Source organism: Desulforhopalus vacuolatus (assembly GCF_016918505.1).
GTDB classification, from domain to species: domain Bacteria; phylum Desulfobacterota; class Desulfobulbia; order Desulfobulbales; family Desulfocapsaceae; genus Desulforhopalus; species Desulforhopalus vacuolatus.
Genome location: NZ_JAFFPZ010000002.1, coordinates 152670 through 178710, shown reverse-complemented (window position 1 = coordinate 178710; position 26041 = coordinate 152670). Strand labels below are relative to the sequence as shown.

Genomic DNA, 26041 nt, shown 5'->3' with positions numbered 1-26041 from the left:
CATGATTTGTGAAAAACTGAAGCAGGCTCTTAAGCCTCTTTTCCCTGCAGAGGAGACCATTCCACCGGTCATTGTTGCAGAGGGGGAAGAACCCGCTGAAAAAACGCCGACACCCCAGAGAGAGGCAGTAATCGAAACTGATTATGCCAAATGCGGGTACCATCTTGATATCAAAGCCACTCCAGAACAACTGGTGGAAGTCGTTTCCATCATTGACCAGAATGATTTTTTCATTGAGTCCATCACTGGTGTCGACTGGATTGAGGAAGGCGAAATTGAAGTAGTGTACGATTTCTCCCGCTACGATTTTGATCTCTGCCGGGTTGTGGTCCGTACCCGCGCCGATAGAAATAATGCGGAACTGCCAACCATTACGGGAGTCTATGCGGGTGCCAACTGGCATGAACGTGAGACCGCCGAATTCTTTGGCATTAACTTTATCGGTCATCCCCACCTCGTGAACCTGCTTCTTCCTGAAGACAGCGATATTCACCCCCTGAGAAAGGATTTTAAGCCATGAATCAACCAGTTGAACTCCAGCCGGATGAGACATTTGTCCTCAATGTAGGGCCGCAGCATCCTGCGACCCATGGTGTGCTGAGGATAAAGATGGAGATGAATGGAGAGTATATTGTCCATGCTGAAACTGTCGTCGGATATATCCACCGCATGCATGAAAAAATGGGGGAGATAAAGACCTACCCGCAGTTCCTCATGAATCTTTCCCGACTGGACTATCTCGGAGCCATGGGCTACAGCCACTGTCATGCTCTCTGCGTAGAGAAAGCAGCGGGGATTGAAGTGCCGAAACGTGCCGAATATATCCGTGTTATCATGGTCGAACTGAACAGGATATCTTCTCACCTTGTCTGGCTCGGTGCCTTTATCATGGACCTTGGAGGCTTTACCCCGTTACTTTACACCTTTCAGGCACGGGAACACATTCTTGACATGATGGAGCGTATTACCGGTGCCCGCCTCACCTATTGTTATATTCGCTTTGGTGGCGTCAGCAGAGATATCGATGATCAGTTCATTCAATCTGCCCGCGATTTTATGCCATACATGCGCAAGGAACTCGTCAAGTATCACAAGCTCGTTACCGGCAATATTATTTTCAAGAAACGATTGATTGGAATGGGCCATATTTCGCCGGAGATGTGTCGAAAATATGGTGCTTCTTCCGGAGTTGCCCGTGGGGCAGGAATCAATTTTGATATCCGCCGCAACGAACCGTATTCAGTTTATCCTGAACTTGAATTCGAAGTTCCGGTATATGATGGTTGCGATAACATGTCCCGTTACATGGTGCGCATGGATGAAATTGAACAGAGCCTGCGCATTGTCGAGCATGCTCTCGACCAACTGCCTGATGGTCCTGTCATGCCGAAAAAAGCGCCCAAAAATATCAAACCGCCAGCAGGCGATTACTACCAGGCAACAGAAACGGCTCGCGGGACCTTCGGAGTCCGTCTGGTCAGCGACGGCAGCACGACTCCCTATCGCATGAAACTGCGTTCCCCTACCTATTCCAACATGCACCTTTTTGATGAAGCCTGCAAAGGGCTGATGATCATGGATGCCATGGCAATGATGGGAACTCTTGATCTGGTTATCCCGGAAATCGACAGATAAGAGGTTACTATGATACTTACACTGACAATTCTGCTTGCCGTTATCATTGCTATTGCCTGGGCTGCGTTTAACGCGGCCTATCTCGTGCTCGCGGAACGACGCGGGGCGGGAATAATTCAGCGTCGTCCGGGACCGAACATCAACGGTCCCTTTGGTTTGCTGCAGCCGCCCCTCGACGGCATCAAGCTTATGGCCAAACAGCTCATTATTCCCGACGGTGCAGACAAATTTATGTACATCAGTGCCCCCGTACTGGTTATGTGCCCGGCGATTATGAGCTTTGTCGCCCTGCCCTACTCAGACTGGCTGCAGGCCCAGAACATTGACGTCGGTTTGTTGATGGTTTTCGCCTTCGCCTCAATGGGCACCATGGGAATCGTCTTTGCCGGCTGGTCCTCACGTAATAAATATTCCCTGATGGCCGCAATGCGTTCTGTCTCTCAGGCAGTGGCCTACGAAATCCCCATGATTATTACGGCACTGACCATCACCCTGATGGCAGGAACGACGAATCTTGATGCTATTGTTGCCCAGCAGTCTGAGAATTTTTTCCACTGGAACATTTTCCCGCTGTTCGGGGAAACGCATAATATTTTAATGCCGTTTTCCTTCCTCATCTTTTTTATCTGCTCCATGGCAGAGACAAACAGGGCTCCCTTTGACCTGGGTGAGGCAGAGGGTGAACTGGTTGCTGGTTTTCACATTGAGTATGGCTCAATGGGATTCGGTCTCTTTTTCATGGGAGAGTATGCCAACATCGTCATAGGAGCCACCCTGGCAACAATTTTCTTTCTCGGTGGCTGGTCCTGCCCCTTCGGGCTTTTTCCAGGAGTATGGTGGTTCTTAATCAAAATGTATGCCATCATTTTCACCATTATCTGGATTCGCTGGACCTTTCCACGTACCACTATTTATGGTCTCCTGAACCTCAGCTGGAAGATTCTTATTCCAGCCTCACTTGTTAACCTGCTGCTTACTGCAGGACTTATGAAGGTGTTTTAATGATCAACTACTTCCGCGAAATCTTCAGTGGCCTCTGGAGTCTTTTTGTGGGGATGAAGGTCACCTTTATTGAGGCGTTCTCCCCCAAAGTCACTGTCTCCTATCCCTATGAAACACTGAAGATGTGTGATGCCTACCGTGGTCACATTGAACTTATTGAGAATGAAAATGGGGACCCCAATTGTGTATGCTGCATGTCGTGTGTACGCGCCTGCCCTTCCGGGTGTATTTCTCTTACCGGAGAAAAACCGGAAGGAGGGAAAAAAAAGGTGCTGACCAGTTACAATCTTGACTTCACCAAGTGTTCTCTCTGCAGTGCCTGCGTTGAAGCATGCAACTTCAACGCGATTGAACACAGCAAAGAGTATAATCTGGCGAGCCGTAACAAAGAAGATTTTCACTTCGACCTGCTCGCCCGACTCAGGGAGAGAAACCAATGATACCATTAGATACAGCCCCATCGATTTTCTCCGTGAACGGTGTGGTGGGATTTGTTTTTCTCATTAACATCGGGATTACCCTTCTGGGGGCGGTTGCAGTTGCTTTTTCTAAAAAAGTTATTCATGCTGTCGCCGGTCTGATTGTCTGTTTTGTGGGAGTTGCAGGACTTTATTTCTTTCTCAACTCGGTTTTTGTCTCCATGATGCAGATTTTAATTTATGTCGGAGCAGTAGCCATTACCATTTCCTTCGCAGTCATGCTGGCTGCACCGGAAGAGAAAATGGCAAGTACCCGCCGGGGAGTAATTGCCGGTCCTCTTGGTATAGTCAGCGCAATTATGCTCTGCATCAGTTTTTCCGCTCTTTCTGTTGGTTATACGTGGCAACCGCTGGAGCGTATCAACGATGGTTCCATGAAAAGCATCGGGATTGAGTTGCTTACCAACTATTCTATGGTTTTTGAATTGATCTCCATCGTTCTCCTCATCGCTATTCTCGGCGCGCTGGTGATTGCCCGTACAAGGAGGGAAGACGCATGAGTATTCTCGGACTCTATAATCAACTGGACTGCTTTCTGATTCTTGGAGCGGTTCTTTTTGCCCTTGGTGTTTACGGGGTTCTTGCCCAGCAGTCCTTCATCGGCATGCTCATTGCCTCAGAGTTGATTCTGGTTGGAGCCGCTGTTAATTTCATGGCATTCAATCGATTCCTGGCCCCCGACCCGGTCACCGGCCAGGTTTTCACCCTTTTCATCATGGCCGTGGCTGCTGCCGAAGCTGCAATCGGCCTGAGCATCATTATTGCCATCTACAGGCATTACCACTCGATTGATGCCGAAGATGCTGTTCAACTCAAAGGTTAATCAAGGAGCTGTCTGAGATGGATTATTCACTTATTTTAGCCCTGCTCCTTCCCCTCGGGGGAACTATCGGGGTGCTTCTTAACGGAAACAAGCCAAACGTGCGGGAGGCGATCTCCAGTGTCACCTCGCTTCTGCTGCTGGTGATTGTCGGCGGGATGGTCCCTTCTGTCCTGCACGGTAATGTTTTGAAGCTGGAACTCTTTTCACTTCTGCCCGGCGTGTCTGTTACTCTGCGGGCAGATGCAATGTCGATGATATTTGCCTTCGTTGCCTCCTCGCTCTGGACCATCGCTGTCTTTTATTCTCTCGGCTACATGCGCAGCCTGAATGAACATGCACAGACCCGTTTCAATGCCAGTTTCGCGCTGGCAATCTTCGGAGCCATCGGCGTTGCTTTTTCAGACAATCTCTTCACCATGTATCTTTTTTATGAGATTGTCTCCATCTGCACCTATCCGCTGGTTGCCCATCACCAGGATGAAGAAGGATACAACGGAGCGCGCAAGTACATTGTCTACCTGACAGGGACGGCAAAACTTTTCCTGTTGCCGGCGATCATCCTCATTTATGTTCTTACAGGTTCTCTTGATTTTGCGTCAAACTGCACAACAGGCATCTTTCCGGCGGAGGTTAACTCAACGCTGGTTACCATGCTCTATATCTTCTGCCTGTTCGGATTCGCCAAGAACGGCATCATGCCTCTCCACCACTGGCTTCCAGGAGCAATGGTTGCACCGACACCGGTTTCAGCCCTGTTGCATGCAGTGGCAGTGGTAAAAGTCGGGGTTTTTTGTACCACCCGCACCATGCTCTATGTTTTCGGCACCGATCTCATGTCACTGCTCAATCTCGGAATTCCCACCGCGTGGTTTGTCAGCTTCACCATCCTCGTGGCATCCGTTATTGCCCTCTCCAAAGACAATCTGAAAGCACGACTGGCATACTCAACAGTAAGCCAGCTCAGTTATATCATTCTCGGGGTTGCTCTACTTACCACTCCAGGGATTCAGGGTGGATTGATTCATATCGTCAACCACGCTTTTGCCAAGATCACTCTCTTCTTCTGTGCCGGGGCAATTTTCGTTGTCACTCAGAAGAAACTCGTCTCTGAACTTGATGGCCTTGGCCGGGCCATGCCCTTCACCTTCGGGGCCTTTTTCCTTGCGTCCCTGACCATGATAGGTGTTCCTCCTGCCGCCGGATTCATTACGAAATGGGATCTGTTGATCGGGGCGCTTGATGCCAATCAGATCGGCATTATTCTCGTGCTGATTACCTCAACAATTCTTAATGCAGCCTACTTTCTGCCAATCACCTACCGGGCCTTTTTTGCTAAACCTGCCAACGGGGTGATATACGACAAGGTGAAAGAAGCACCACTGGCGATGCTGGTACCGATTGTAATCGCAGCTGCAGTTTCTATTATCATTGGGATTTATCCAAACTTCATGTTGCAATTTGCCAAGGCGGTGACGGGATGATTGCGAAATTCTTTGAAATGCTCAACAGGAACGGGCTGATAGTACGTCTTTTTTGCTACATTTTTGCAGCAGTCGTGCTTCTCTACACCCTCTTTTTTGTCCACAATACACACCCCCATACCTGGCTGGAGGCGAATATCCCGGCCTTCTGGACAATTTTTACCTTAATCGCCTGTGTCGTACTGGCTGGTATTGCCCGAATATACGGGGCAGCAGGAATCAAACGGAAAGAGGACTATTATGACATCTGATTTTTTCATACATCCCTCCCTCCTCCTGATCATCGGCGCAGTACTTCTGCCGTTGACAAAGGATTTAACACGTCGGTTTCTTCTGCTTGTCGTGCCATTGATTGTTTTCATGGATGTCATGGCTCTTAATACCAGTCCCGGTATGCATGGAATCCTTACTTTCATGGGGAAATGGACGCTGACATTCGGTCGGGTAGACAGTCTCTCATCGGTATTCGGCTTTATCATGGCACTGATGTGCATTATCGGTACTATCTACAGTCTGAATGTAAAAAATGTCTGGGTCCAGGTCGCGGCATGGTTTTATGTTGCAGGCAGTCTTGGGGCCATTTACTGCGGCGATTACATCACACTCTTTCTTTTCTGGGAAATGATGGCTGTTGCTTCAACGTTCCTTGTCTGGTGCAATACAGAACAGGGTGCCCTTCAAGCTGGCTATCGCTATCTTCTGGTTCATACAACTGGAGGAGTAATTCTCCTGCTCGGTTTTGTTCTCCGCTATCAGGCTGTAGGCAATATGGATTTTGTCCAACTCAGCGAAGAAACCACTCACCTGTATACATGGCTGATCATGGCCGGGTTGATGCTTAACGCCGCCGTGCCCCCGCTTCACTCCTGGCTGCCGGATGCCTATTCCAAGGCCAGTGTCGCCGGTGCCGTTTTCATGTGCGCATTTACCACAAAAACAGCTGTTTACACACTTGCGAGAGGGTTTGCCGGTTTTGATATTCTGATTTATCTCGGCGTCTTCATGGCAATTTACGGCATTATTTACGCCATGATGGAGAATGATATCCGCCGTCTGCTTGCCTGGGAGATTGTTTCACAGGTTGGTTACATGGTAGCCGGAGTCGGGATCGGTACAGCACTGGCAATTAACGGCGCCTGTGCCCATGCCTTTGCCCATATCCTTTACAAAAGTCTGCTCTTCATGGCAGCCGGTGCCGTGGTTCACGCTACAGGAAAATCCAAACTCACTGAGCTTGGCGGGCTGTTCCGAAAAATGCCCCTGACTTTGATTTTTCTTCTTGTTGGCGGGGTATCTGTTTCCGCCTTCCCCTGGTTTTCCGGATTTGTCAGTAAGTCCATGATCATTACTGCCAGTTTTGAAGATCATCTGGTCATTGCCGGTTTTCTGTTGTCGATAGTCTCTGTCGGGACGTTCTTCGTAGCTGGCCTGCGACTGCCCTACTACCTTTTCTTTGGCGAAAGCCACTGCTCAGAAGAAACGATGAAGAAGGCAGTGGATCCGCCGTGGAATATGACCCTGGCCATGACCATTGCTGCAGGACTCTGTCTTGTAGTCGGTTGTTATCTGCCCTTCCTTTACAACATGCTTCCCTATGCAGTGGAGTATAATCCTTACAATACAGGCCACGTTGTTGAAACCCTGCAGATTATTGCTTTTACAGTTCTGGCGTTCATTTTCCTGAAAGGTTTTGTGAAACCGACAAATACCATCAGCCTTGACCTGGACTGGTTCTACCGTCGTGGCGGACAATATTTTCTCAAACTTGCTTCCGGACCGATCCAGAGTGCAGATACCGCCTGGGGGAAACTGTACAAAAATGTTGGCATGGCTGACCTGATGAGTTCTGCAAAGTTCTGGTCATGGTTTGACTGGAATGTTATTGATACCATTGTTGACGGAACCGCCCGCAGTGTTCTGGGAATCGGACGCCGGGTGACGGTTGTTCTGCAAAAGGGACAGATTCAACAGACGCTCTATATATCTCTGACCTTCGCAGCAATCTTACTGACAGCCTTTGTCTGGCTCTGATGGATTGACATTTCACTAAGTTTCAAAGAAAGGATCATATTCGATGGATCAATTACTTTTAAACTCCGGTTTCCCCATCCTCAGCGTGCTGATTTTCCTGCCGATGCTGGGAGCCCTGGTCCTGCTTCTCATCAAAGATGAGGAGAATTGCCGCTGGACGGCACTGGCTTTCACCACAGTTGTCGCTCTGTTGTCGTTGACACTGCTCTCTGGTTTTGACTCGACAACAGCCAGGTTTCAATTTGTTGAAATGAGACCATGGATTGAGGCTTTCAATATCAATTATACGGTGGGAGTCGACGGCATCTCCATTCTCCTGCTGCTCCTAACCACATTGATCATGCCGTTTTGTGTGCTGGTCTCCTGGACCTATATCAAAAAAAGAGTTCGGGCTTTCATGATCTGCATGCTCATCATGGAAACTGCCATGATTGGGGTTTTTGTCGCACTTGACTTCGTTCTTTTTTATGTCATGTGGGAGGCAATGCTTATTCCCATGTACCTGCTGATTGGCATTTGGGGAGGACCACGGCGCATTTACGCCTCTGTCAAGTTTTTCCTCTATACACTGGCTGGATCGGTACTGTTACTGGTGGCAATTATCTGGCTCTATATGCAGAACGGGTATAGTTTTTTCATCCCCGACATGATGTGGCAAAGTTATTCCACTTCAGCGCAGATGTTTCTTTTTCTTGCTTTTTTTCTTGCCTTTGCCATTAAAGTACCAATGTTCCCGTTCCACACCTGGCTGCCGGCAGCGCATGTTGAAGCTCCTGCTGCGGGGTCGGTTATTCTTGCCAGTCTCCTGCTGAAAATGGGTGCCTATGGTTTTCTTCGCTTTGCTTTGCCGATTACTCCGGAAGCGACTGCGATCATGATGCCCTGGGTTCTCTGGCTGTCGATTATTGGAATTATTTACGGTGGTTTTACAGCACTTGCCCAGTCGGATATGAAAAAGTTGATCGCATACTCCTCGGTTGGTCATATGGGCTTTATCACTCTTGGAATATTTACCCTGAACCTTGACGGTATTGAGGGTGCAGTTCTACAGATGATTAACCACGGTGTCACAACCGGTGCACTTTTTCTCTGTATCGGAATGATCTATGAGCGCACCCACAGCCGTGACATTGAATCTGCAACGGGTATCGGTAAATACATGCCGGTGTATATAACCTTCTTTACCTTCTTCTCCCTTGCAGCTTTTGCGTTCCCTGGAACCAACGGCTTTGTCGGAGAATTCATGATCATTGCAGGAACCTTCAAATACAGCCTTTCCCAGGGGAATTTTCCGTGGCTTGCTCTCGCATCCATTCCCGGAGCAGTTCTTGCGGCTGCGTACATGCTGCGCATGCTGCAGAGGAAAATCTGGGGACGCGAACACAACCCGGACAACTCCTGGCTCAAGGAGCATGATTTGAATATTCGAGAAATTATAACTCTGGCCCCCTTCCTCCTCTTTGTTTTGTGGGTCGGACTCGCCCCGAAACCCTTTCTGAATATAATGCACTCCAGCGTAAGTGCACTGGTTCAGAATTTCGCAACCTGCCAGGCAAAAGCGGTGGCAATAGCCGGGACTATCCTGAACTAATTTAAGGAATTTGAAAAGGTAATTACGATGCTCTTCCTCCCTGAACTGACAATACTGGGCGCAGGTCTTGCTCTTTTTGCGGTAAGTCTTGGCCAATTCCAGCCCCGAACGGTCAAAAATATTACCGCCTATGTGCTCCTGATCTCCCTGGTTACCACTATTTGCTCTATTGGAAATAACGGAACCATGTTTTTTGGTGCCTTCAAGGTTGACCTCTTCACGCAGATTATTAAGAGTATAGTGGTCCTCGGGACCTTTATTATCATGCTCTTCTCCAATCCGGATGCTGGCGTAAAAAAAGGCACTCAGCCCGAATATTACCTCTTCATGCTGATGTCAGTTTTTGGATTGATGATGCTGGTTTCTGCAAATGAACTGCTGGCAATCTTTGTTTCCCTTGAACTCTCTTCCTTTACCGTTTACCTCATGGTTGCCATGCGCAAGAACGATACAGGGGCACTGGTCAATGGAACAGCCCAGGACAGTACAGGTCACGGACATGCAGGCATATTCTGCCAGACAGGTCAGGGAATGCAGAGTGAGGCAGCCATGAAATACCTGCTTTACGGTATTACCGCCTCTGGACTCATGCTTTTCGGCATGAGCTATATCTACGGTCTGACTGGATCTACAGAACTTCCTGTCCTTGCTCCAGCACTTGCCAAAATATTTCCGGCTCCGGTGGCCGTTGTTGCTGTGCTGCTCATCCTTGCAGGATTTTTTTACAAAGTTGCTCTCTTCCCCATGCAATTCTGGGTTCCAGATGTTTACGAAGGTGCAGGCAATGAGGCAACTGCCTTTATCGCCACCGTCCCCAAGGTTGTCGGAATAGCGTTGTTAATTCGTATCGCCAGTCTCATTCCCGCCTCCGGTCAGGAAGTGACATGGGTTCTCGGATCCTGCGCTGTTATCTCCATGTTTTATGGCAACCTCGCAGCGCTTGTACAGAAAGACATGAAACGGCTGCTTGGTTATTCCGGCATAGCCCATGCCGGTTTCGCCCTTCTTTCTGTTGCCATGCTGGGACTCTACGGTTTTGCTATCGCCATGTATTATATTATTGGTTATCTGTTGATGACGCTGGCCTGTTTCCTTGTCATCTGCACACTCTCCCGCAATGGTTCCAACCTTCAGGTCAGCGATATGGCAGGTCTGTACAAACGCGCACCGCTGCTTGCCATAACTTTGGCCTGTGCCCTCTTTGCACTTGCCGGTATTCCTCCGTTTGTCGGCTTTATGGGCAAGTTCATGGTAATGGTTGAAGTTTTGCATAAAGGCTATCTTGTATTTGTTGTCCTTGCGACTATTAATACAGCTATTGCTATCTACTATTATCTTTCCATTGTCCGGCAGGCATGGTGTACCGATGATAAAGAACGACCTGCGGCTACACCTTCCCTTCTTGTCAATGCAGCGGCATTTTTTCTATTGATCACCATCATCGCCATGGGTGTGTTTGCCAATCCGGTTGTCAATACACTTGCTGCAGCTCTGAGTACAACCTTCAGCTGACACCGGAATACTCTTTTTGCAGGGGCTTTGCCGTATAACGGCAAAGCCCTTTTTTTCTGCCATGAATACTCCACTCCTGCTCGTTACATCCACCCTTCTGCGACGGTCAACCCGGCTTAACGCTTTTTTTACAGGTTTCGGCCGCTTCCGTAAGATCATCTTTTTTGACACCATTGTTGAAAGGTTGAATTCTCAACAGATTGTCGCCGTTCTTGCGCACGAAATGGGCCACTGCAAACTTCACCACATTGGTGTGAACTTTATTTTTTTCGCCATCCAGACGGGCCTCACTTTCTCCCTTCTCTCCCTTTTTCTCAAGTGTCCCGGGACACGTCATGCTCTCAACATGGACACCGACTCCATTTATGCGGGACTTGTTTTATTCGCTCTCATCTCTGGCCCTGCAGAACATCCTCTGTATGTCCTGCTTCACTACAGTCATCCTCCACTGCGGCAACGCCTGCAATACCTTCAATCCCTCTCATTCAATCAAAGTATGGATTCCCTCTGATTCCCTCTCTTACCGATAAATATCGATGTCGAAGCTAAAATTTCATGTTATTATCATTTCGTGATATTTTTTTAGCTTTTTCTCCTTTAACCTCTGCATTATGGAGCACTGCATGAACAAAGAAATGAGCAAGCCCCTGAAACAGGCAGCCATCCTTCTGGGTGCTGTTATTATCCTTATTGGTTGTCTTGGTACTGCCAGCAATGGAGTGACAGCGTCTCCCTTTCAATTCATTCTTTTCCTGTTTGGTCTTGCCATAGGCCTGGCGATTGCAATTACTGCCATTACAGGAATTTTTCTTGCATCAATTGCCATGAGCGACAAAAAGGTTGCTGGCGAAATGTGGAACAGCTTGAAAAGTAAAATCGGGCTGGGTTGACAGAGTCACTGTTAAAAAGTTTCTGCCAACGTATGAATGAAACTTGATGTTCAGGCATAAAGATGATTTTTCAAATCATCTTTATGCCTTTTTTTTTCATAACATTCTGGGAGAATATCAGTGTGAGCAGCTTTGTTCGCAGAACACAATCTGGCCGTCTGTGAAGGGAAGTCTTTATGCCTCAACATGCTTCCTTATATTTTGAGGAACGGGTCTTGTCTTCCAGCAAGTGTTCGGCTATATATAAGATATAAGTTTTAGAAGCGCAGTTCCCGTTTAACATTAGGAAGAGAGTGGAAATAAATGCCGATTTATACCTACAAAGGAACCAACTCCTACGGTGACAAACGAAAAGGTGAAGTGGAAGCTGTTGACCTGAAAACGGCTCAGGCCATTGTCAAACGTATGCGAATCACCAATACAAAGGTAAAAGAGAAGCCCAAAGATATTCTGGAAGGGATTTCCTTTTTCAAGCCAAAGGTCAAGGCAAAGGATATTGTCATCTTTGTGCGTCAGCTTTCTACGATGATCAACGCCGGTCTCCCCCTGGTCCAGGGACTCGAAATTCTTGGAAAGCAACAGGACAACAGCACCTTCAAAGAGGAAATCACTGAAATACAACAGAATGTTGAGGCAGGTTCCACTCTTGCCGATGCAATGAGGAAGAAGAAAAAAACCTTTGACAACCTTTTCACCAACATGATCGAGGCAGGGGAAACCGGTGGTATCCTTGACACTATTCTCTCACGCCTTGCCGGCTTCATGGAAAAATCGATGACATTGAAAAAGAAAATCAAAGGGGCACTCACCTACCCTGTGATCTGTCTTATCATTTCATTGCTTATTCTTGTCGTTATTCTCGTTTTTGTTGTACCGGTTTTTCGACAGATGTTTGAAGGATTTGGCCATGCGCTTCCCGTTCCAACTCAAATAGTTGTCAGTCTCAGTGATTTCTTCCAACATTTCTGGTACTGGATTTTCCTGGCCATTGCCCTTGTTATTTTTGCCGTGAAGAAATACTACGCGACCAAAAATGGTGAGAAGGTCATTGACCGGACACTGCTTTACATGCCGGTATTCGGGCCGTTACTGCGCAAAGTGGCCGTTGCCAAGTTCACCAGAACTCTCTCCACCATGCTTGGTGCCGGTGTTCCTGTTCTTGACGCACTGCAGGTGGTAGCCAAAACGTCGGGAAACAAGATTATTGAAGAAGCCGTCCTTCGCACGGCAGATGCCATTGCGGAAGGTCGCCCCATAGCAGAACCGCTGGAAGAGACAGGTGTTTTTCCGAATATGGTTGTCCAGATGATCAACGTTGGTGAATCCGTTGGTGCCCTTGATGACATGCTTGAAAAGATTGCAGACTTCTATGATGAAGAAGTAGATCAGGCAGTTGAGAACCTCACCTCGCTTATCGAGCCGTTCATGATGGTCTTTCTTGGCGGTATGATCGGGGGTATCGTTGTTGCCATGTATCTGCCTATATTTAAACTTTCCAGTGTCATGATGTAATACCATTTACACTTTATATTGACCAGAGAACGCGACTGCGTAGACATCTTTTTTGGCGATGACGAATGAGTAATAATTTGTGTCCATTCGTGATTTCTTTTGCATTTTGTAACCACGAATGGACACGAATTTTCACGAACAGGGACAACGCATTATACCATTCCTATTAAGTTGTGACCGTACTTAATGCCATTTTCACTTTCTATTGGCGAATGTAAAGGCAGGGGGATGGGAGACAGGGAAAAGCAAAAGACGGAACAGCGAAAGACTTTTTGCCAACGAATAAAAACTCTAAACATGCGAATAAAGGCAAAAAAATTTAAAATTAAACAGAGAATTGCTGTTGTTCTCTCTTTACTTGCATTCTCTGGTTAATACAAAATGTAAATGGTATTAGACGAAAACGTTTGTATTCGGAGTTAAGCCGTACAGTGTACCTGGAGTATTAATCAACTTTGGGAGTTATCCGAAAGTCGGGGTTGAGCTTTTTACGCTCTCATATTCCGTGCTTTCCGTGTCTTCCGTGGTTTACCAGGAGCATGAGAACAGACTCTGCTCCTTATGGGCCGATAAGCAGAAACAATACCTTGCCATAGTTCTCATGCAGTTTGCTCCCACGGAAAACATCAATTACCTCAAAGCAAATAACAGACCGAATTCAATCACAAGGGCATTCTCTTATGGTTTTTTCAGTAATAATTCGTGCTTATTCGTGTCCATCGTGGTTCCTTTTGTCGTTTGTAACCATGAATGGATAAACAGGAGACAAAACGGGGTATAACTTAATAGGAATGATGTAACAAAAAAAAAGAGATCAAGGTTCTCTGGGAAGATCCATCTTCCTTTTACAGCCCGGGCAGTTTCTCTTATATATCATCTCCATGAGATGAAACAGGTTAATGCTCCGGGGGGCTATAAATGATTGAACGTGTTGATTTTACGCCATGTCCAGAGCAGTTGAGGTATACCGGTTTAAGTTGACTTTACTTCTGAACAGGTTATGCTGATTTTATATATTATTGGGAATTTTCTGTAGATGGTGGATAAACCATAAAAGGTCTTGTTAACGGGCAATATTTTTATTGCTTCGTCAACAGCCGTGAACAGGGAGGACCACGCATGACTCTTACAAAGGCGGATTTAATCCAACAGGTGTACAAAAACCATAATACTTTGACCAAGGCCCAGGCCATTGAATCGGTTGAAGCCTTCCTCAGAATAAGCAAAGAATCTTTGATTGACGGTTCTGATCTTCTCTTGAGTGGTTTTGGTAAATTCCATGTAAAACAAAAGAATGCCCGTAGAGGAAGAAATCCCCAGACCGGTGATGAACTAACCCTGGATGCCCGTAGAGTAGTAACTTTCAAACCCTCCGGAATATTGAGAGATAAGATTAACGGAACGTCCTGATCATTTCCCCCAATTTGAACAATAGCCCCCTCTGAATGCTGTGTTCAGAGGGTTTTCTTTTTTATGGAAAAATAAAACAATGAACATATTCTGCAGCTGGGACACAATTAAACTCGTCGACATTTCTACAGATTCACGTTGGAATCTGCATCCGTGGGTTCGAGATGAGAGAAGTCAGGAACTTGAAGAATCTTTCAATCAGGCAGGAATACTTCATCCTCCAGTAGTTATCCAGTCAGATGAAAAGTATCAACTTCTCTGTGGTTATCGTCGATTAAAATATGCTCAGCAGGCAGGTCTGAAACAGATCAGTTGTGCCATCGTTAAAAAAGAAATCGAACCTGCAGCAATCATGACTCTCATTCTTGAAGACCAGAAAAGCACCGGGGAACTTTCTCCTGCGGAAAAAGCCCGTTTTTTGCAACTTGCCAAAGAATCAGGAGGAGAGGAATTAAAGAAGTATTTTATTCGAAGTCTGGGTTTATGGCGAAAACAGGCCGAGGTTGAACTGCTTGCGCAACTGCATACACAGTCGGCAGATATTATCAGAGACATTCATCACAGCCGTCTCTCCCTGCAGATATTCGCAGAATTACAGCAGCTGCCGAATCCTGAAGACCGGCAACGTCTCCTGCAACTTTTTCGAGAGTGGGATTTGGGGGGAGGAAAACAGAAACGTATTTTTCAACAGTTACGTGACTGCGCAGGCAAGGAAGGAAAGAGCATTGGAGAACTGCTTGATTCACAGGAAATTCAAGAAATTCTCAATCACGAACAGCTCAACGTTCCTCAGAAGATACAGCATCTCAATGCAACCCTTCAGCAACATCTGCTTGCCGAGTCTTCCGCCCGGGAGAAAAAATTTCGGGAGGAAGTTCGTGAGCTCAAGCTGCCCTCAAGAGCAGAGCTGAATCACTCTCCCGCCTTCGAGAGAGACGATGTGACTCTCTCCCTGACATTCCCGGACATGGAAGCCTGCAAAGTCTGGCTTAAGAGAGAAAAAAAATGAAGGTTTCATGGATATTCGAGCAGCCCGCGAATCATCAAATCGCCACCGGGATATTCATACTCTGGAGAACTGATATGGGGCGCTTCCCCCCGACTTCCTGCACTCCAGCCCTCCAGGAGCGGTATTCCCCCGTCACCGGCAAGCAGTGGCCCGTAAAAAAGCACAGCTTCATCATAGAGATGCCTGGCCAGCAAGGTCGCGTGCAGAGTTCCACCACCTTCAACAAGAACCGAACAGATCTCCCGCCGTCCCAGCTCATCAAGCACGAATCCAGGGTCCAGTCCGCAGGCGTCACACTCGACACTGCATACTTCAACCCCCGGTCGTGTAATAACTCTCCGCTTTGCCTCCGGGACATCGTTACCACAGAAGACCAGTGTTGAAGCATCTGATTCAAGATGAAAGACTTTTGTATCTGTCGACAGGGAGAGATGTGAGTCAAGAATAATCCGCACCGGATCCTTCCCGGTCTCTTCACCCTGCAGCCGGGTAGTCAGAGAAGGATTGTCTACGGCCACAGTGCCCCGCCCCACCATAATGGCATCCACACAGTTACGAATCTGGTGCACCCGGTGCAAAGATTCATCCCCGGTCATCCAGCCGGATTCTCCACGTCTGTAGTTCAAACGACCATCAAGGCTGAGGCCGGCTTTCATGATCATCCAGGGGCGGCCAGTGGTTATATATTTAAGAAAGGGCCGGTTAATTGCCCGGCATTCCTCCTCAAGAACCCCACAGGTTACTTCAATTCCAGCACCCCTGAGCAGGCCAATTCCGCGACCATTCACCAGCGGGTTGGGATCACCCATCCCCACAACAACTCTGGAAAAGTGATGCGCAATCAGCGCATCACAGCAGGGAGGGGTCCGTCCCGTATGACTGCAGGGTTCAAGGGTGACGTACATCGTGGCCCCCTGCAGTTTCCCCCCGGCGGCAAGAGCATTGGCTATTGCATTACGCTCTGCATGCGGTGTACCTGCTTTTTTATGCCATCCAGTGGCAAGCAGACGTCCATCTCGAACGATTACAGCACCAACACAGGGGTTAGGGGATGTACGTCCGCTCCCTTTCTTCGCCTCAGCGAGAGCCAGTGCCATGAATTTTTCATCTTCTGAGTTTTCCATTACATATCCCGGGAATCAAGCAGGGTCTTCAATTCGGCCATAAATTCATTCACGTCCTTGAACTGTCGATACACAGATGCAAAACGCACGTAGGCAACTTCATCAAGAGCCGGTAAACCCTCCATCACCCACTCCCCCACGACCTGGGAAGGAATCTCCCTGGCACTATAATCCTGCAGTTTATGCTCGATATCATCGACAAAACAATCAATTTTATCCCGGCTGACATTACGTTTCTGGCACGCTTTCTCCAAGCCAGCTGTTAGCTTTTGTCTATCCCAGGACTCTCTGCGGCCATCCTTTTTAACCAGCATCGGCAACATGACTTCCAGTCGTTCATAGGTCGTGAAGCGCCGTCCGCAGGCAAGACACTCCCTCCGCCTGCGGGTAATCGTCGCATCCTTGTTCAAGCGGGAATCAATAACCTTGTTATCAAGATGTTCACACCACGGACACTTCATGTATCTCCCTCTTCAAAATACAGCAAAGGCCGATTCCGCGTAATACGAAATCGGCCTCCATTAAATATTCCGAAGCAAGACTCTGAACACCACTGCCCCAATCACGCCACAGAAGACGTTTTAGTGCAGTGTATGCCGCAGGTCTGCTTTTCATCTGTTTTCAACTCATCTTGTCAATACGCCGTTGATGTCTTCCATCAGCAAATTCAACAGCAATCCAGAGTTCCACCATCGACAGCGCCAGAGCCGTATCAAGAACCCGTCCTCCCATGCAGAGGATATTGGCGTCGTTATGCTCACGACTCAATCGGGTTGTTTCGAGATCATGACAGAGAGCTGCGCGAATTTTCTTTGAACGGTTCGCAGCAATCGACATCCCGATACCGGTTCCACAAACGAGAATACCTCGTTCGCTCCTCCCGGCCTCTATCTCAGTCACAACCTTGCTGGCATAGTCCGGATAGTCCACAGAATCCTCGTTGTAACAGCCCATGTCCAGGACCTCATGTCCCAGAGAGTTGATCAACCTGGCCACCTCCTGCTTCAAAAGGAAACCTCCATGGTCCGACCCTACTGCAATTTTCATTGTATACTCCAGAGAAACAATCTTTTTTTACATTCGTTTCATAATCAAAGAGCCGTTGGTACCACCAAAACCAAAGGAATTGGACATGGCGACCTTTATCTCCATTTTACGAACTTTGTTGGGCACATAATCCAGATCACATTCCGGACTCGGTTCGTGTAAATTGATAGTCGGAGGAGCAATCTGATCAGTAATACTCAGTGCAAGAAAAGCAGCTTCAATACCTCCAGCTGCACCAAGCAGGTGCCCGGTCATCGACTTGGTGGAACTTATGGCAATTTTATTGGCATGATCACCAAAAACCTGATGAACAGCCCGACTTTCTCCACGGTCATTCAGGGATGTTGAAGTCCCGTGAGCGTTAATATAATCAATATCTTCAGGCCTTACGCCAGCACTGAGAAGAGCATTATTCATGGCACGGACAGCACCTTCACCATCTTCCGGCGGTGCCGCAATATGGTAGGCATCACTCGAAAGACCAAAACCGATGACTTCAGCATAGATTTTTGCCCCACGTGCCTTTGCGTGTTCATATTCTTCAAGCACTATCATGCCGGCACCCTCTCCCATGATAAACCCGTCACGATCTTTGTCAAAAGGACGAGAGGCAGTTTTCGGGTCATCGTTACGAGTGGAAAGAGCCTTCATGGCAGAAAAACCTGCAACCCCGAGCCCGCAGATAACGGCTTCCGTTCCACCACTGATGACAACATCACAGGTCCCATTTTTCACATAGTTGAATGCTTCTCCTACGGCATGAGTCCCTGCAGCACACGCGGTGGTAAGGGTCAGGTTGGGGCCTTTACTGCCGATATCAATGGAAATATTGCCGGAGGCCATATTGGGAATCACCATGGGGATAAAGAAAGGGCTGATCTTCCTCGGTCCACGATTAAGCAGTGCATTATGCTGTTTCTCAATATTGGGAAGCCCCCCCATGCCGCATCCCGTGATAACGCCGACACGACCACAATTATCCGGAGTTATGGCAAACCCGCTATCCTTGAGAGCCATTCGACTGGCGACAACCCCATACTGAACAAAGAGGTCAAGATGTCTGGCCTCTTTCTTCTCAAAGAAATCCTCAGTATTGTAGTCGGTAATCTCGGCGGCAATCTTTACAGCATAATCGCCTGCATCAAAGCGGGTGATAGTATCAATACCACTTACACCTGCGCAGATATTTTTCCATGCTGTTTCCGTTCCAATTCCTACGGGGGTGACAAGACCTATCCCGGTGACAACAACTCTGCGTTCCACAATGGGCTCCTCTGCTTCGCTTATTTCCAATATGCAAAACCTGCAAATGGACAAAAAAGCCCTGCAGCACAGAGTGCAGCAGGACTGTCAAACTCTTACTTAAGTTTCTTCACGTAATCAATAGCATTTTGTACGGTGGTGATGCTCTCCGCATCTTCATCGGGGATCTCAATGTCAAAGCCTTCTTCCATAGCCATGATAAGTTCAACGAGGTCGAGAGAATCAGCGCCGAGATCATCGGTAAAAGATGCTCCGGAAACGACCTTTTCTTTATCAACACTGAGTTGTTCCGCAATAATATCAATCATTTTCTGTTCAATAGCCATGTCTTTCTCCTTTTTGCGTGACACCATACAGGCGTCGAATTGTCTGTTTTGCGTAATGCAAACCTGCTTTAATAAAAAGCTGTTGTGCAATGCCCAACAGCGGGACTCCTCTGAGGAGTACCCGAATTACATATACATACCACCGTTAACATGCAACGTATGGCCTGTGATATAACGTGCGTCATCAGAGACCAGAAATCTCACCGCAGCAGCCACGTCTTCACTCTGGCCGAGAACTTTAAGAGGGATACTCTTTAGAATTGCATCCTGAACATCCTTTTTCAGTTTAGCCGTCATCTCTGTTTCGATAAAACCGGGTGCCACGCAATTAACAGTAATCCCGCGTGAAGCATATTCCTGGGCCATGGATTTAGAAAAACCTATCAGACCGGCCTTGGCAGCAGCATAGTTAACCTGTCCGGCATTACCGGTAACACCAACTACGGAGCTGATATTAACAATCCGTCCGGTGCGTTTCTTCATCATAATCTTTCCGCCTGCCCTGGAACAGAGAAAAACACCCTTGAGATTCGTCGAAAGGACGGCGTCCCAGTCTTCCTCTTTCATTCGTGCCAGCAGACCGTCACGGGTAATTCCGGCATTGTTAACCAGGATATCAATCGTTCCCGCTTCAGCAATAATTCCATCAAAAGCTTTTTGTACAGCATCGGACTGCGCGACATCAAATTGAACAGCCCCTGCGCTGCCACCTGCATCACAGATTTCTTTGACAACAGCATTCGCGGCATCAGCTCTGCTGACGTAGTTGATATAAACCTTTGCTCCATCACGGGCAAGCCGCAGAGCAATAGCCCGACCAATTCCCCTGCTGCCACCTGTTACAACGGCGATTTTTCCTTCAAGACTCATCAGCTCAGCTCCTTTACTCTAGCAATCAACATCGGCAGGACCTCACTGAGGTTACCAACGATTCCGTAATCAGCAATGTTAAAAATAGATGCATTCTCGTCACGATTGATTGCAATAATAGTCTCCGCAGACTGCATTCCGGCGACATGCTGAACCGCCCCGGAAATCCCGCAGGCAATATAAATCTTTGGGGCAACAGTCTTACCGGTCTGACCAACCTGATGCGGATAGGGAATCCACCCGGCATCAACGACAGCGCGGGAAGCCGATATCTTTCCGTCCAGCAGCTTCGCCAGTTCGGCAAGCAGTTCAAAACCTTCCGCGTTTTCAAGACCACGTCCTCCGGCAACAAGGACATCCGCCTCCTGAATATTCACTGCCCCGCTCGCCCCGGCCACACTTTCCAGAACCTCAACGCGGCTGTCCAGCCCGTCTTCTTCGGGAAGCAGTTCCCCTGCCTCAAGGACAATAACCTCACCAGCGCGGGTATCATCCCGATCAAGGGCCTTCATTACTCTCGGGCGAACGGTAGACATCTGCGGACGGGTATTTTCACAAACAATCGTCGCCATAATGTTGCCGCCAAAGGCCGGCCGGGTCTGTAAAAGAGCACCGTCAGATTCGCGTAAATCAAGAGAAGTACAATCGGCCGTGAGCCCGGCATGCATTGTCACCGCAACGGCGGGAATAAATGCACGACCGATGGCAGTCGCTCCGGCAAGAACTATTTCCGGTTTATACCTGCGTAACAGAGCAACAGTCACCCGACAATAAAGATCTTCCCGAAAAGTTGAAAGGGCATCTGCCACAACGACATAAACACGGTCGGCACCATGGGCAATGAGTTTTTCAGCCACTTCATCCAACTCACCGGAGAATCTGCTGCCGAAAAGCAGCGCATTCAGCTCCACACCCCGCATGTCAGCGAGACGACGTCCTTCACCAAGAAGTTCAAGGGAGACAGGATTAAGTTCACCGCGATAGTATTCACAATAGACAGCCACCCCGCTCCACTCGGCCAGATCACCCTGTTCAGCTTTCTCCACCGAAAGAGAAAGCGCACCCGCAGAGCAGTTCTCCACGCAGGTGCCGCACAGGGTGCAGGTGTCGCCGATAACCGGATAACCATCCTGCATGGTGACAGCACCAAAGGGGCAACTCTCCTCGCAGACGCCACAGCTGATACACAAATCTTTATCAAGAATCAACATCAGCGGACCTCCTGTCCCCGAGCAAGCTCAACAAGTTTCACGGCGAGTTGAGCCAGTTGTTCTTCAAGCGTACCCTGAAGTTCAATTCGCTTTCCTCTTGCTTCCGGAGCAAACACCTTTGCCACCTGAGTCGGAGAACCGGGGAGACCTATACAATCGGCTTTTGCTGCAATTGTCTCAGCGTTCAGTCGTTCGATCTCAACTTTTTTCGCTTTCATTTTCCCTTTCAGAGAGGGAACACGGGGTTCATTTATATTTTTTACCACGGTGAGCAGAGCCGGAAGCTTCACAGCCAGCACATCGTACCCGTCGTCCATCATTCTCTCGACAACCAGTCTGGACTCATCGACTTCCCGCACCTTTTGAACACAAGTGACGAAAGGAATTCCAAGACGTGCGGCCATACCGGGACCAACCTGAGCCGTATCACCATCAATAGCCTGTTTCCCGCAGAGGATAAGGTCTGCCCCGCCAAGTGCATTGATGGCATGTTCCAGGGTGTATGAAGTCGCCCAGGTATCAGAACCGGCAAAAGCACGGTCCGAGACCAGCACAACACGGTCTGCCCCGAGAGCAACGGCATCACGCAACATCCCTTCTGCCTGCGGAGGTCCCATGGTCAGGGCTGTAACCTCACCCCCTCCCAGCTTCTCACGAAGGCGTACAGCCTCTTCCAGAGCATGTTGATCGTAGGGGTTCATTATTGCAGAGACCCCCTCCCTTGTCATCGTGTTGGTTTCCGGATCAAGGTGAACCTCAGTGACGTCCGGAACCTGCTTTATACAGACTATTATTTTCATGGTAATCAGGAATACTCCCGGTTCAGTTCCTGACCGATAACGTTTCGCTGAATTTGATTACTGCCTTCGTAGATCTGCAGAATCTTTGCGTCACGCATCATTTTTTCTACCGGATAGTCACACATATAACCATATCCTCCCATGACCTGCACTGCATCTGTGGTCACCTTCATGGCCATATCGGTTGCACAGGTTTTACACATGGCACTGACACGGGACACATTCTTTGGGTGAGCGTCAATATGGCGTGCTGTGGCATAGACCAGAGCCCGGCTTGATTCAATGCCGATGGCCATATCCGCAAGCAGGTGCTGAACAGCCTGAAAAGCAATAATCGGTTTACCAAACTGACGCCGCTGCTTGGCATAGGGTACAGCCTCATCAAGAGCACCCTGAGCAAGGCCCACAGCCAGAGAAGCAATTCCCGGCCGTGAAATATCAAGCGTTTTCATTACAGTAATAAAACCGGTTCCCGCACGTCCAACAATTCGATCTTTCGGGATACGGCAATCTTTAAAAATCAGTTCAGTGGTCGAAGATGCCCGAATCCCCATTTTTTTTTCTTTGGGGCCGAAGGTAAACCCGGGATCCCCTTTTTCCAGGATAAAGATGGACGCGCCACGGGGACCTCTGGCACGATCAGTGATGGCGACAACGCTGTAGATATCAGCCTCTCCGCCATTCGTAATCCACTGTTTTGTTCCATTGATCACCCACTCGTCGCCATCAAGAACAGCAGTAGTCTGGATACCAGACGCATCTGATCCGGCGTTTGCCTCAGTCAGGCCGAAAGCGGCAAATTTTCTTCCACTGGCGACTTCTGGCAGATATTTGTTTTTCTGCTCTTCAGAACCACTCAGCATAATAGGGAAACTTCCGAGGAAATTAGCGGCGAAAGCGGTACCAACAGCGACATCCCCCCGCCCGATCTGCTCTACAGCAAGGACAATATCCATACACCCGCCACCAAAGCCTCCATAGGCCTCTGGAATCGGGATACCGAACAAATCGGCCTGAGCCATTTCGTTGAGAATTTCGCGGGGAAAGGTGTGGTTCTCGTCAAGTTCCGCTCTCTGCGGAATAATACGCTCATCAGTTACCTGTGAAGCAATATCAACGATCATCTGCTGTTCTTCAGTCAAAAAATAATCCATTCCAGTCTCCTGTTACCATTTCAGCAGGGCTGCTCCCCAGGTAAATCCGCCACCAAAAGAACAGAGCAGGACGGTGTCACCCTTCGCTATTCGACCGGCACGATTTGCCTCATCAAGGGCGATAGGGATGGACGCGGCTGAGGTGTTCCCATATTTTGGGAGATTTATAAAAACCTTTTCTTCAGGAAAATGCAGACGTTTGGTAAGATTCGTCAAAATCCGCATATTTGCCTGGTGAGGGATAAAAATATCAACATCTTCAGGGGTAAATCCTTCCTTCTCCATTACAGCATCCACAGCACTGGCCATGGCTTTCACTGCGTACTTGAAAACCTCTTTTCCAGACATGCGAATCAGAGGACCGGTGGAGCCATTCACCCGCAGATCAGGGTTGGTACTCTCGGGGGCATGCATATACAGGAGTTCCCAGAGGCCTCCATCTGCACGCAGAAAACTCGAGAGGAAACCACGTCCTTCAGCAGCCCCAAAAACAGCCGCACCGGCACCATCCCCAAAGAGAATACAGGTATTGCGATCAGTATAGTCAAGGCGGGCAGAAAGAGTCTCCGCACCAATCACCAGAATCTTCATCTCTGGATCTGCCTTGATATATTTGTCCGCCATGTCGAGTCCAAACAAAAAACCTGAACAGGCGGCATTAATGTCATAAGCAAAGGCGTTATCTGCGCCGAGCTCAGCCTGCACAAAACATGCAGTAGAAGGCATCATCATATGAGAACTGATTGTACCGACGACAATTAATCCCAGTTCCTTCGGATCAACACCCGCAGCTTCAAGTGCCCTGCGGGCTGCAGTTGCAGAGAGCTGCCAGTTTTGTTCATTTTTACCACCAAAACGTCTCTCCTCAATCCCGGTACGAGTACGAATCCACTCGTCACTGGTTTCAACGATCTTCTCCATGTCAACGTTAGTGACAATTCGCTCAGGCAGGCATGAGCCAGTTCCAAGTACTACAGTTCCCATTATACTTCTGCTCCTCTGGCACCATTATTTGCAGCCAGACTTTTTTGAATAATCCCGGTCATGTTGCCCTTCGCCATCGCCGCTCCCTGAAGCAACGCATTCTTGATTGCTTCAGCTGATGATTTGCCGTGACAGACGATACCAATCCCATTCACTCCCAACAGCGGTGCACCACCATACTGTTCGTAATTCACCCGCTTGCGAAAGGACTTAAAAGCAGGGTAAACCAGCAGGCCACCGATTCTTGTCAACAGTGTAGATTTGATTTCATCCCGCATCATGGTCATTGCAGCCTCAGCAAATCCTTCACTCATTTTCAGGCAGATATTACCAACGAAACCGTCGCAGATGATCACATCTACATCTCCGCGAAAAACGTCGCGCCCTTCAACATTCCCAATAAAATTGAGTGAACTCTGCTTGAGAAGCGGCCAGGTTTCTTTAACAAGGGAATTCCCTTTACCGGCTTCCTCTCCGATGGTAAGCAAACCAACCCGGGGATTTTTCGATCCCATGATCTGTGAGTAGGCAGAAGCCATCACCGCAAACTGCAGCAGGTGGTGAGGCTTGCAGTCTACATTTGCCCCAATATCCATCAGGACAACAGGTTTTTTAAGAGTGGGGAAAATTGAGGTAATTCCCGGACGGGATACCCCTTCAAGCCGCCCGAGTGTACGAATCCCTGCAGCCATTGTAGCGCCGGAATTTCCTGCACTGATGGCAGCACATGCCTTCCCGTCTTTCACCAGATGAAAGGCGACAAGAACAGAGGAATCTTTTTTTTTGCGGATGGCATTCACCGGATTGTCGCACATTTCCACGACTTCCGAGGCATGAACAATATGCAGTCTCGACACCACATCCGGAGCAAGGGATAACGCGTTAATATCCTGCCGCAGAACATCTTCTGCACCAACAAGGGAAATCTCCACTTCCCCGGTCTCTGCAGCAGCCGCAGCACCCTGCACCAATATTCTGGAGCCGCGGTCTCCACCCATGGCATCAAGAGCAACATGCATAAACGTTCTCAGTCCAGATCCACATCGAGGGAATACACAGTTCTCCCTCTATATTTACCACAGTTGCCACAGAGACGATGGGGCTCTTTGGGCTCGCCGCACTCCGGACAAACAGAAATGCCCGGTTTTTTCAGTCCATCATGGGAACGTCTCAGACGTGTACGGGAATGAGATTGTCTTCTTTTCGGTAAGGCCATTTTTTTTCCTCCTGCTCAGCGTTTATACGCCAACAATATTACTTCTTTTTCAACTTGCCCAGTACGGCAAAAGGAGATGTGGAACAGTCCAAACCACAGCGACACTCTGCTCTGTTCAGGTCCACTCCGCATTCAGAACATCGTCCTTTGCAGTCTGGCACACATAAAATCTGTTGCGGCAGGCTGAGATAAACCTGCTCCTTCAAAATTTCATCTACATCAATTTCCGGTGAAGTCACATAGAGAAGATCAACATCTTCCTCTCGACTCTCAACCTCGGTATTTACGGGTGCAGGCTCTTCACCTGCAATCAGTGTATATGTTGAAATCTCACTGAAGGTCCAGAGAGTTTCAGTTGCACATCGACTGCAGGGAATCATCATTTTCCCACTGACATCTACGTGAAGAACAGCGCTGTCTTCCCTCTTGCGACGGGCCATAAGCACCCCGTCCAACTGTACCCTGCCATCCGCTGAATCCAGTGTAAGGATGTAATTATCAAGCACAATCTTCTTTGGCGAATCCGACAGCTCCTCAAAGCGTAACTTCATTGTTGTCCCCGTCATACCCGAGAGAGTAGAAACAAAAGCAGTCAGAATAATAAATTTTATCCGAATAGGCCAGTAAAAAAATATACATTGTATAAGAAACGTGCCAGAGCCCACGCCTGA

Annotated in this window: 29 protein-coding genes; 16 read left to right on the top strand and 13 right to left on the bottom strand. The window is 48.3% G+C overall.

The genetic code is table 11. The features are described from left to right. Position 1: 1 nt before the first annotated feature. The 16 genes from JWG39_RS02440 to JWG39_RS02365 all read left to right on the top strand — a co-directional run bounded on the left by JWG39_RS02440 (position 2) and on the right by JWG39_RS02365 (position 15375). Positions 2-520 (top strand): NADH-quinone oxidoreductase subunit C, encoded by a 519-nt coding sequence (locus tag JWG39_RS02440; protein ID WP_205217765.1) that lies wholly within the window; start codon positions 2-4, stop codon positions 518-520. After that, positions 517-1635, top strand: a complete 1119-nt coding sequence (locus JWG39_RS02435; protein ID WP_205217764.1) for an NADH-quinone oxidoreductase subunit D — start codon at positions 517-519, stop codon at positions 1633-1635. The genes JWG39_RS02440 and JWG39_RS02435 overlap by 4 nt, the downstream gene beginning before the upstream one ends. Before the next feature lie 9 nt (positions 1636-1644). After that, the gene (locus JWG39_RS02430) at positions 1645-2637 is read left to right on the top strand and encodes a complex I subunit 1/NuoH family protein (protein WP_205217763.1); all 993 of its coding nucleotides are present in this window, start codon (positions 1645-1647) and stop codon (positions 2635-2637) included. After that, a complete protein-coding gene (locus JWG39_RS02425; RefSeq protein WP_205217762.1) occupies positions 2637-3077 on the top strand; it encodes a NuoI/complex I 23 kDa subunit family protein in 441 nt (146 codons plus the stop codon). Before JWG39_RS02430 ends, JWG39_RS02425 begins: the two co-directional genes overlap by 1 nt. Further along, entirely contained in the window at positions 3074-3616 is a 543-nt protein-coding gene (locus JWG39_RS02420) for an NADH-quinone oxidoreductase subunit J family protein (RefSeq protein ID WP_205217761.1), read from the top strand. Before JWG39_RS02425 ends, JWG39_RS02420 begins: the two co-directional genes overlap by 4 nt. Continuing rightward, positions 3613-3939, top strand: coding sequence for an NADH-quinone oxidoreductase subunit NuoK (nuoK, locus tag JWG39_RS02415; protein WP_205217760.1), 327 nt, complete (start codon positions 3613-3615; stop codon positions 3937-3939). The genes JWG39_RS02420 and nuoK overlap by 4 nt, the downstream gene beginning before the upstream one ends. A 17-nt stretch (positions 3940-3956) precedes the next feature. Then, positions 3957-5420 (top strand): monovalent cation/H+ antiporter subunit D family protein, encoded by a 1464-nt coding sequence (locus tag JWG39_RS02410; protein ID WP_205217759.1) that lies wholly within the window; start codon positions 3957-3959, stop codon positions 5418-5420. Beyond that, positions 5417-5671, top strand: a complete 255-nt coding sequence (locus JWG39_RS02405) for a hypothetical protein (protein WP_205217758.1) — start codon at positions 5417-5419, stop codon at positions 5669-5671. The genes JWG39_RS02410 and JWG39_RS02405 overlap by 4 nt, the downstream gene beginning before the upstream one ends. Then, positions 5661-7451 (top strand): Na(+)/H(+) antiporter subunit D, encoded by a 1791-nt coding sequence (locus JWG39_RS02400; protein WP_205217757.1) that lies wholly within the window; start codon positions 5661-5663, stop codon positions 7449-7451. Before JWG39_RS02405 ends, JWG39_RS02400 begins: the two co-directional genes overlap by 11 nt. A gap of 43 nt (positions 7452-7494) precedes the next feature. Next, a complete protein-coding gene (locus tag JWG39_RS02395) occupies positions 7495-9042 on the top strand; it encodes an NADH-quinone oxidoreductase subunit M (RefSeq protein WP_205217756.1) in 1548 nt (515 codons plus the stop codon). Between the two features lie 27 nt (positions 9043-9069). Continuing rightward, entirely contained in the window at positions 9070-10554 is a 1485-nt protein-coding gene (locus JWG39_RS02390; protein WP_205217755.1) for an NADH-quinone oxidoreductase subunit N, read from the top strand. A 61-nt stretch (positions 10555-10615) separates the two neighbouring features. Next, complete coding sequence (locus tag JWG39_RS02385; protein WP_205217754.1) at positions 10616-11065, top strand: M48 family metalloprotease; 450 nt, start codon at positions 10616-10618, stop codon at positions 11063-11065. A gap of 112 nt (positions 11066-11177) precedes the next feature. Beyond that, positions 11178-11444, top strand: a complete 267-nt coding sequence (locus JWG39_RS02380) for a hypothetical protein (RefSeq protein ID WP_205217753.1) — start codon at positions 11178-11180, stop codon at positions 11442-11444. Positions 11445-11747: 303 nt separating this feature from the next. Next, positions 11748-12956 (top strand): type II secretion system F family protein, encoded by a 1209-nt coding sequence (locus tag JWG39_RS02375; RefSeq protein WP_205217752.1) that lies wholly within the window; start codon positions 11748-11750, stop codon positions 12954-12956. A gap of 1119 nt (positions 12957-14075) precedes the next feature. Continuing rightward, on the top strand, positions 14076-14366 hold the full coding sequence (locus tag JWG39_RS02370; protein ID WP_205217751.1) for an integration host factor subunit alpha: 291 nt from the start codon (positions 14076-14078) through the stop codon (positions 14364-14366). A 79-nt stretch (positions 14367-14445) separates the two neighbouring features. Then, positions 14446-15375, top strand: coding sequence for a ParB/RepB/Spo0J family partition protein (locus JWG39_RS02365; protein ID WP_205217750.1), 930 nt, complete (start codon positions 14446-14448; stop codon positions 15373-15375). Between the two features lie 5 nt (positions 15376-15380). On the opposite strand, the gene ribD is transcribed toward JWG39_RS02365, so the two are convergent. From ribD to JWG39_RS02300, 13 genes are all read right to left on the bottom strand, one after another. Then, positions 15381-16499 carry a bifunctional diaminohydroxyphosphoribosylaminopyrimidine deaminase/5-amino-6-(5-phosphoribosylamino)uracil reductase RibD gene (ribD, locus tag JWG39_RS02360; protein WP_205217749.1) on the bottom strand — a complete coding sequence of 373 codons (1119 nt, stop codon included), beginning with the start codon at positions 16497-16499 and terminating at the stop codon, positions 15381-15383. After that, on the bottom strand, positions 16499-16960 hold the full coding sequence (gene nrdR / locus JWG39_RS02355; RefSeq protein WP_205217748.1) for a transcriptional regulator NrdR: 462 nt from the start codon (positions 16958-16960) through the stop codon (positions 16499-16501). Before nrdR ends, ribD begins: the two co-directional genes overlap by 1 nt. A 160-nt stretch (positions 16961-17120) precedes the next feature. Continuing rightward, positions 17121-17546: a ribose 5-phosphate isomerase B gene (gene rpiB / locus JWG39_RS02350; protein ID WP_205217747.1), complete on the bottom strand. Its 426-nt coding sequence runs from the start codon at positions 17544-17546 to the stop codon at positions 17121-17123. 27 nt (positions 17547-17573) lie between these two features. Further along, positions 17574-18809, bottom strand: coding sequence for a beta-ketoacyl-ACP synthase II (fabF, locus tag JWG39_RS02345; protein ID WP_338032168.1), 1236 nt, complete (start codon positions 18807-18809; stop codon positions 17574-17576). Between the two features lie 95 nt (positions 18810-18904). After that, entirely contained in the window at positions 18905-19162 is a 258-nt protein-coding gene (gene acpP, locus JWG39_RS02340) for an acyl carrier protein (RefSeq protein ID WP_439099701.1), read from the bottom strand. 99 nt (positions 19163-19261) lie between these two features. Then, entirely contained in the window at positions 19262-20005 is a 744-nt protein-coding gene (gene fabG, locus JWG39_RS02335) for a 3-oxoacyl-[acyl-carrier-protein] reductase (protein ID WP_205217745.1), read from the bottom strand. Continuing rightward, complete coding sequence (locus tag JWG39_RS02330; RefSeq protein WP_205217744.1) at positions 20005-21216, bottom strand: FAD-binding protein; 1212 nt, start codon at positions 21214-21216, stop codon at positions 20005-20007. The genes fabG and JWG39_RS02330 overlap by 1 nt, the downstream gene beginning before the upstream one ends. Next, entirely contained in the window at positions 21216-22016 is an 801-nt protein-coding gene (locus JWG39_RS02325; protein ID WP_205217743.1) for an electron transfer flavoprotein subunit beta/FixA family protein, read from the bottom strand. The genes JWG39_RS02330 and JWG39_RS02325 overlap by 1 nt, the downstream gene beginning before the upstream one ends. 5 nt (positions 22017-22021) lie before the next feature. Further along, positions 22022-23170, bottom strand: coding sequence for an acyl-CoA dehydrogenase family protein (locus tag JWG39_RS02320; protein ID WP_205217742.1), 1149 nt, complete (start codon positions 23168-23170; stop codon positions 22022-22024). Positions 23171-23182: 12 nt separating this feature from the next. Continuing rightward, positions 23183-24154: a beta-ketoacyl-ACP synthase III gene (locus JWG39_RS02315; protein ID WP_205217741.1), complete on the bottom strand. Its 972-nt coding sequence runs from the start codon at positions 24152-24154 to the stop codon at positions 23183-23185. After that, a complete protein-coding gene (gene plsX, locus JWG39_RS02310) occupies positions 24154-25173 on the bottom strand; it encodes a phosphate acyltransferase PlsX (protein ID WP_205217740.1) in 1020 nt (339 codons plus the stop codon). The genes JWG39_RS02315 and plsX overlap by 1 nt, the downstream gene beginning before the upstream one ends. An 8-nt stretch (positions 25174-25181) precedes the next feature. Beyond that, complete coding sequence (rpmF, locus tag JWG39_RS02305) at positions 25182-25370, bottom strand: 50S ribosomal protein L32 (protein ID WP_205217739.1); 189 nt, start codon at positions 25368-25370, stop codon at positions 25182-25184. A 38-nt stretch (positions 25371-25408) separates the two neighbouring features. Beyond that, positions 25409-25921, bottom strand: a complete 513-nt coding sequence (locus JWG39_RS02300) for a YceD family protein (RefSeq protein ID WP_205217738.1) — start codon at positions 25919-25921, stop codon at positions 25409-25411. Positions 25922-26041 lie beyond the last annotated feature (120 nt).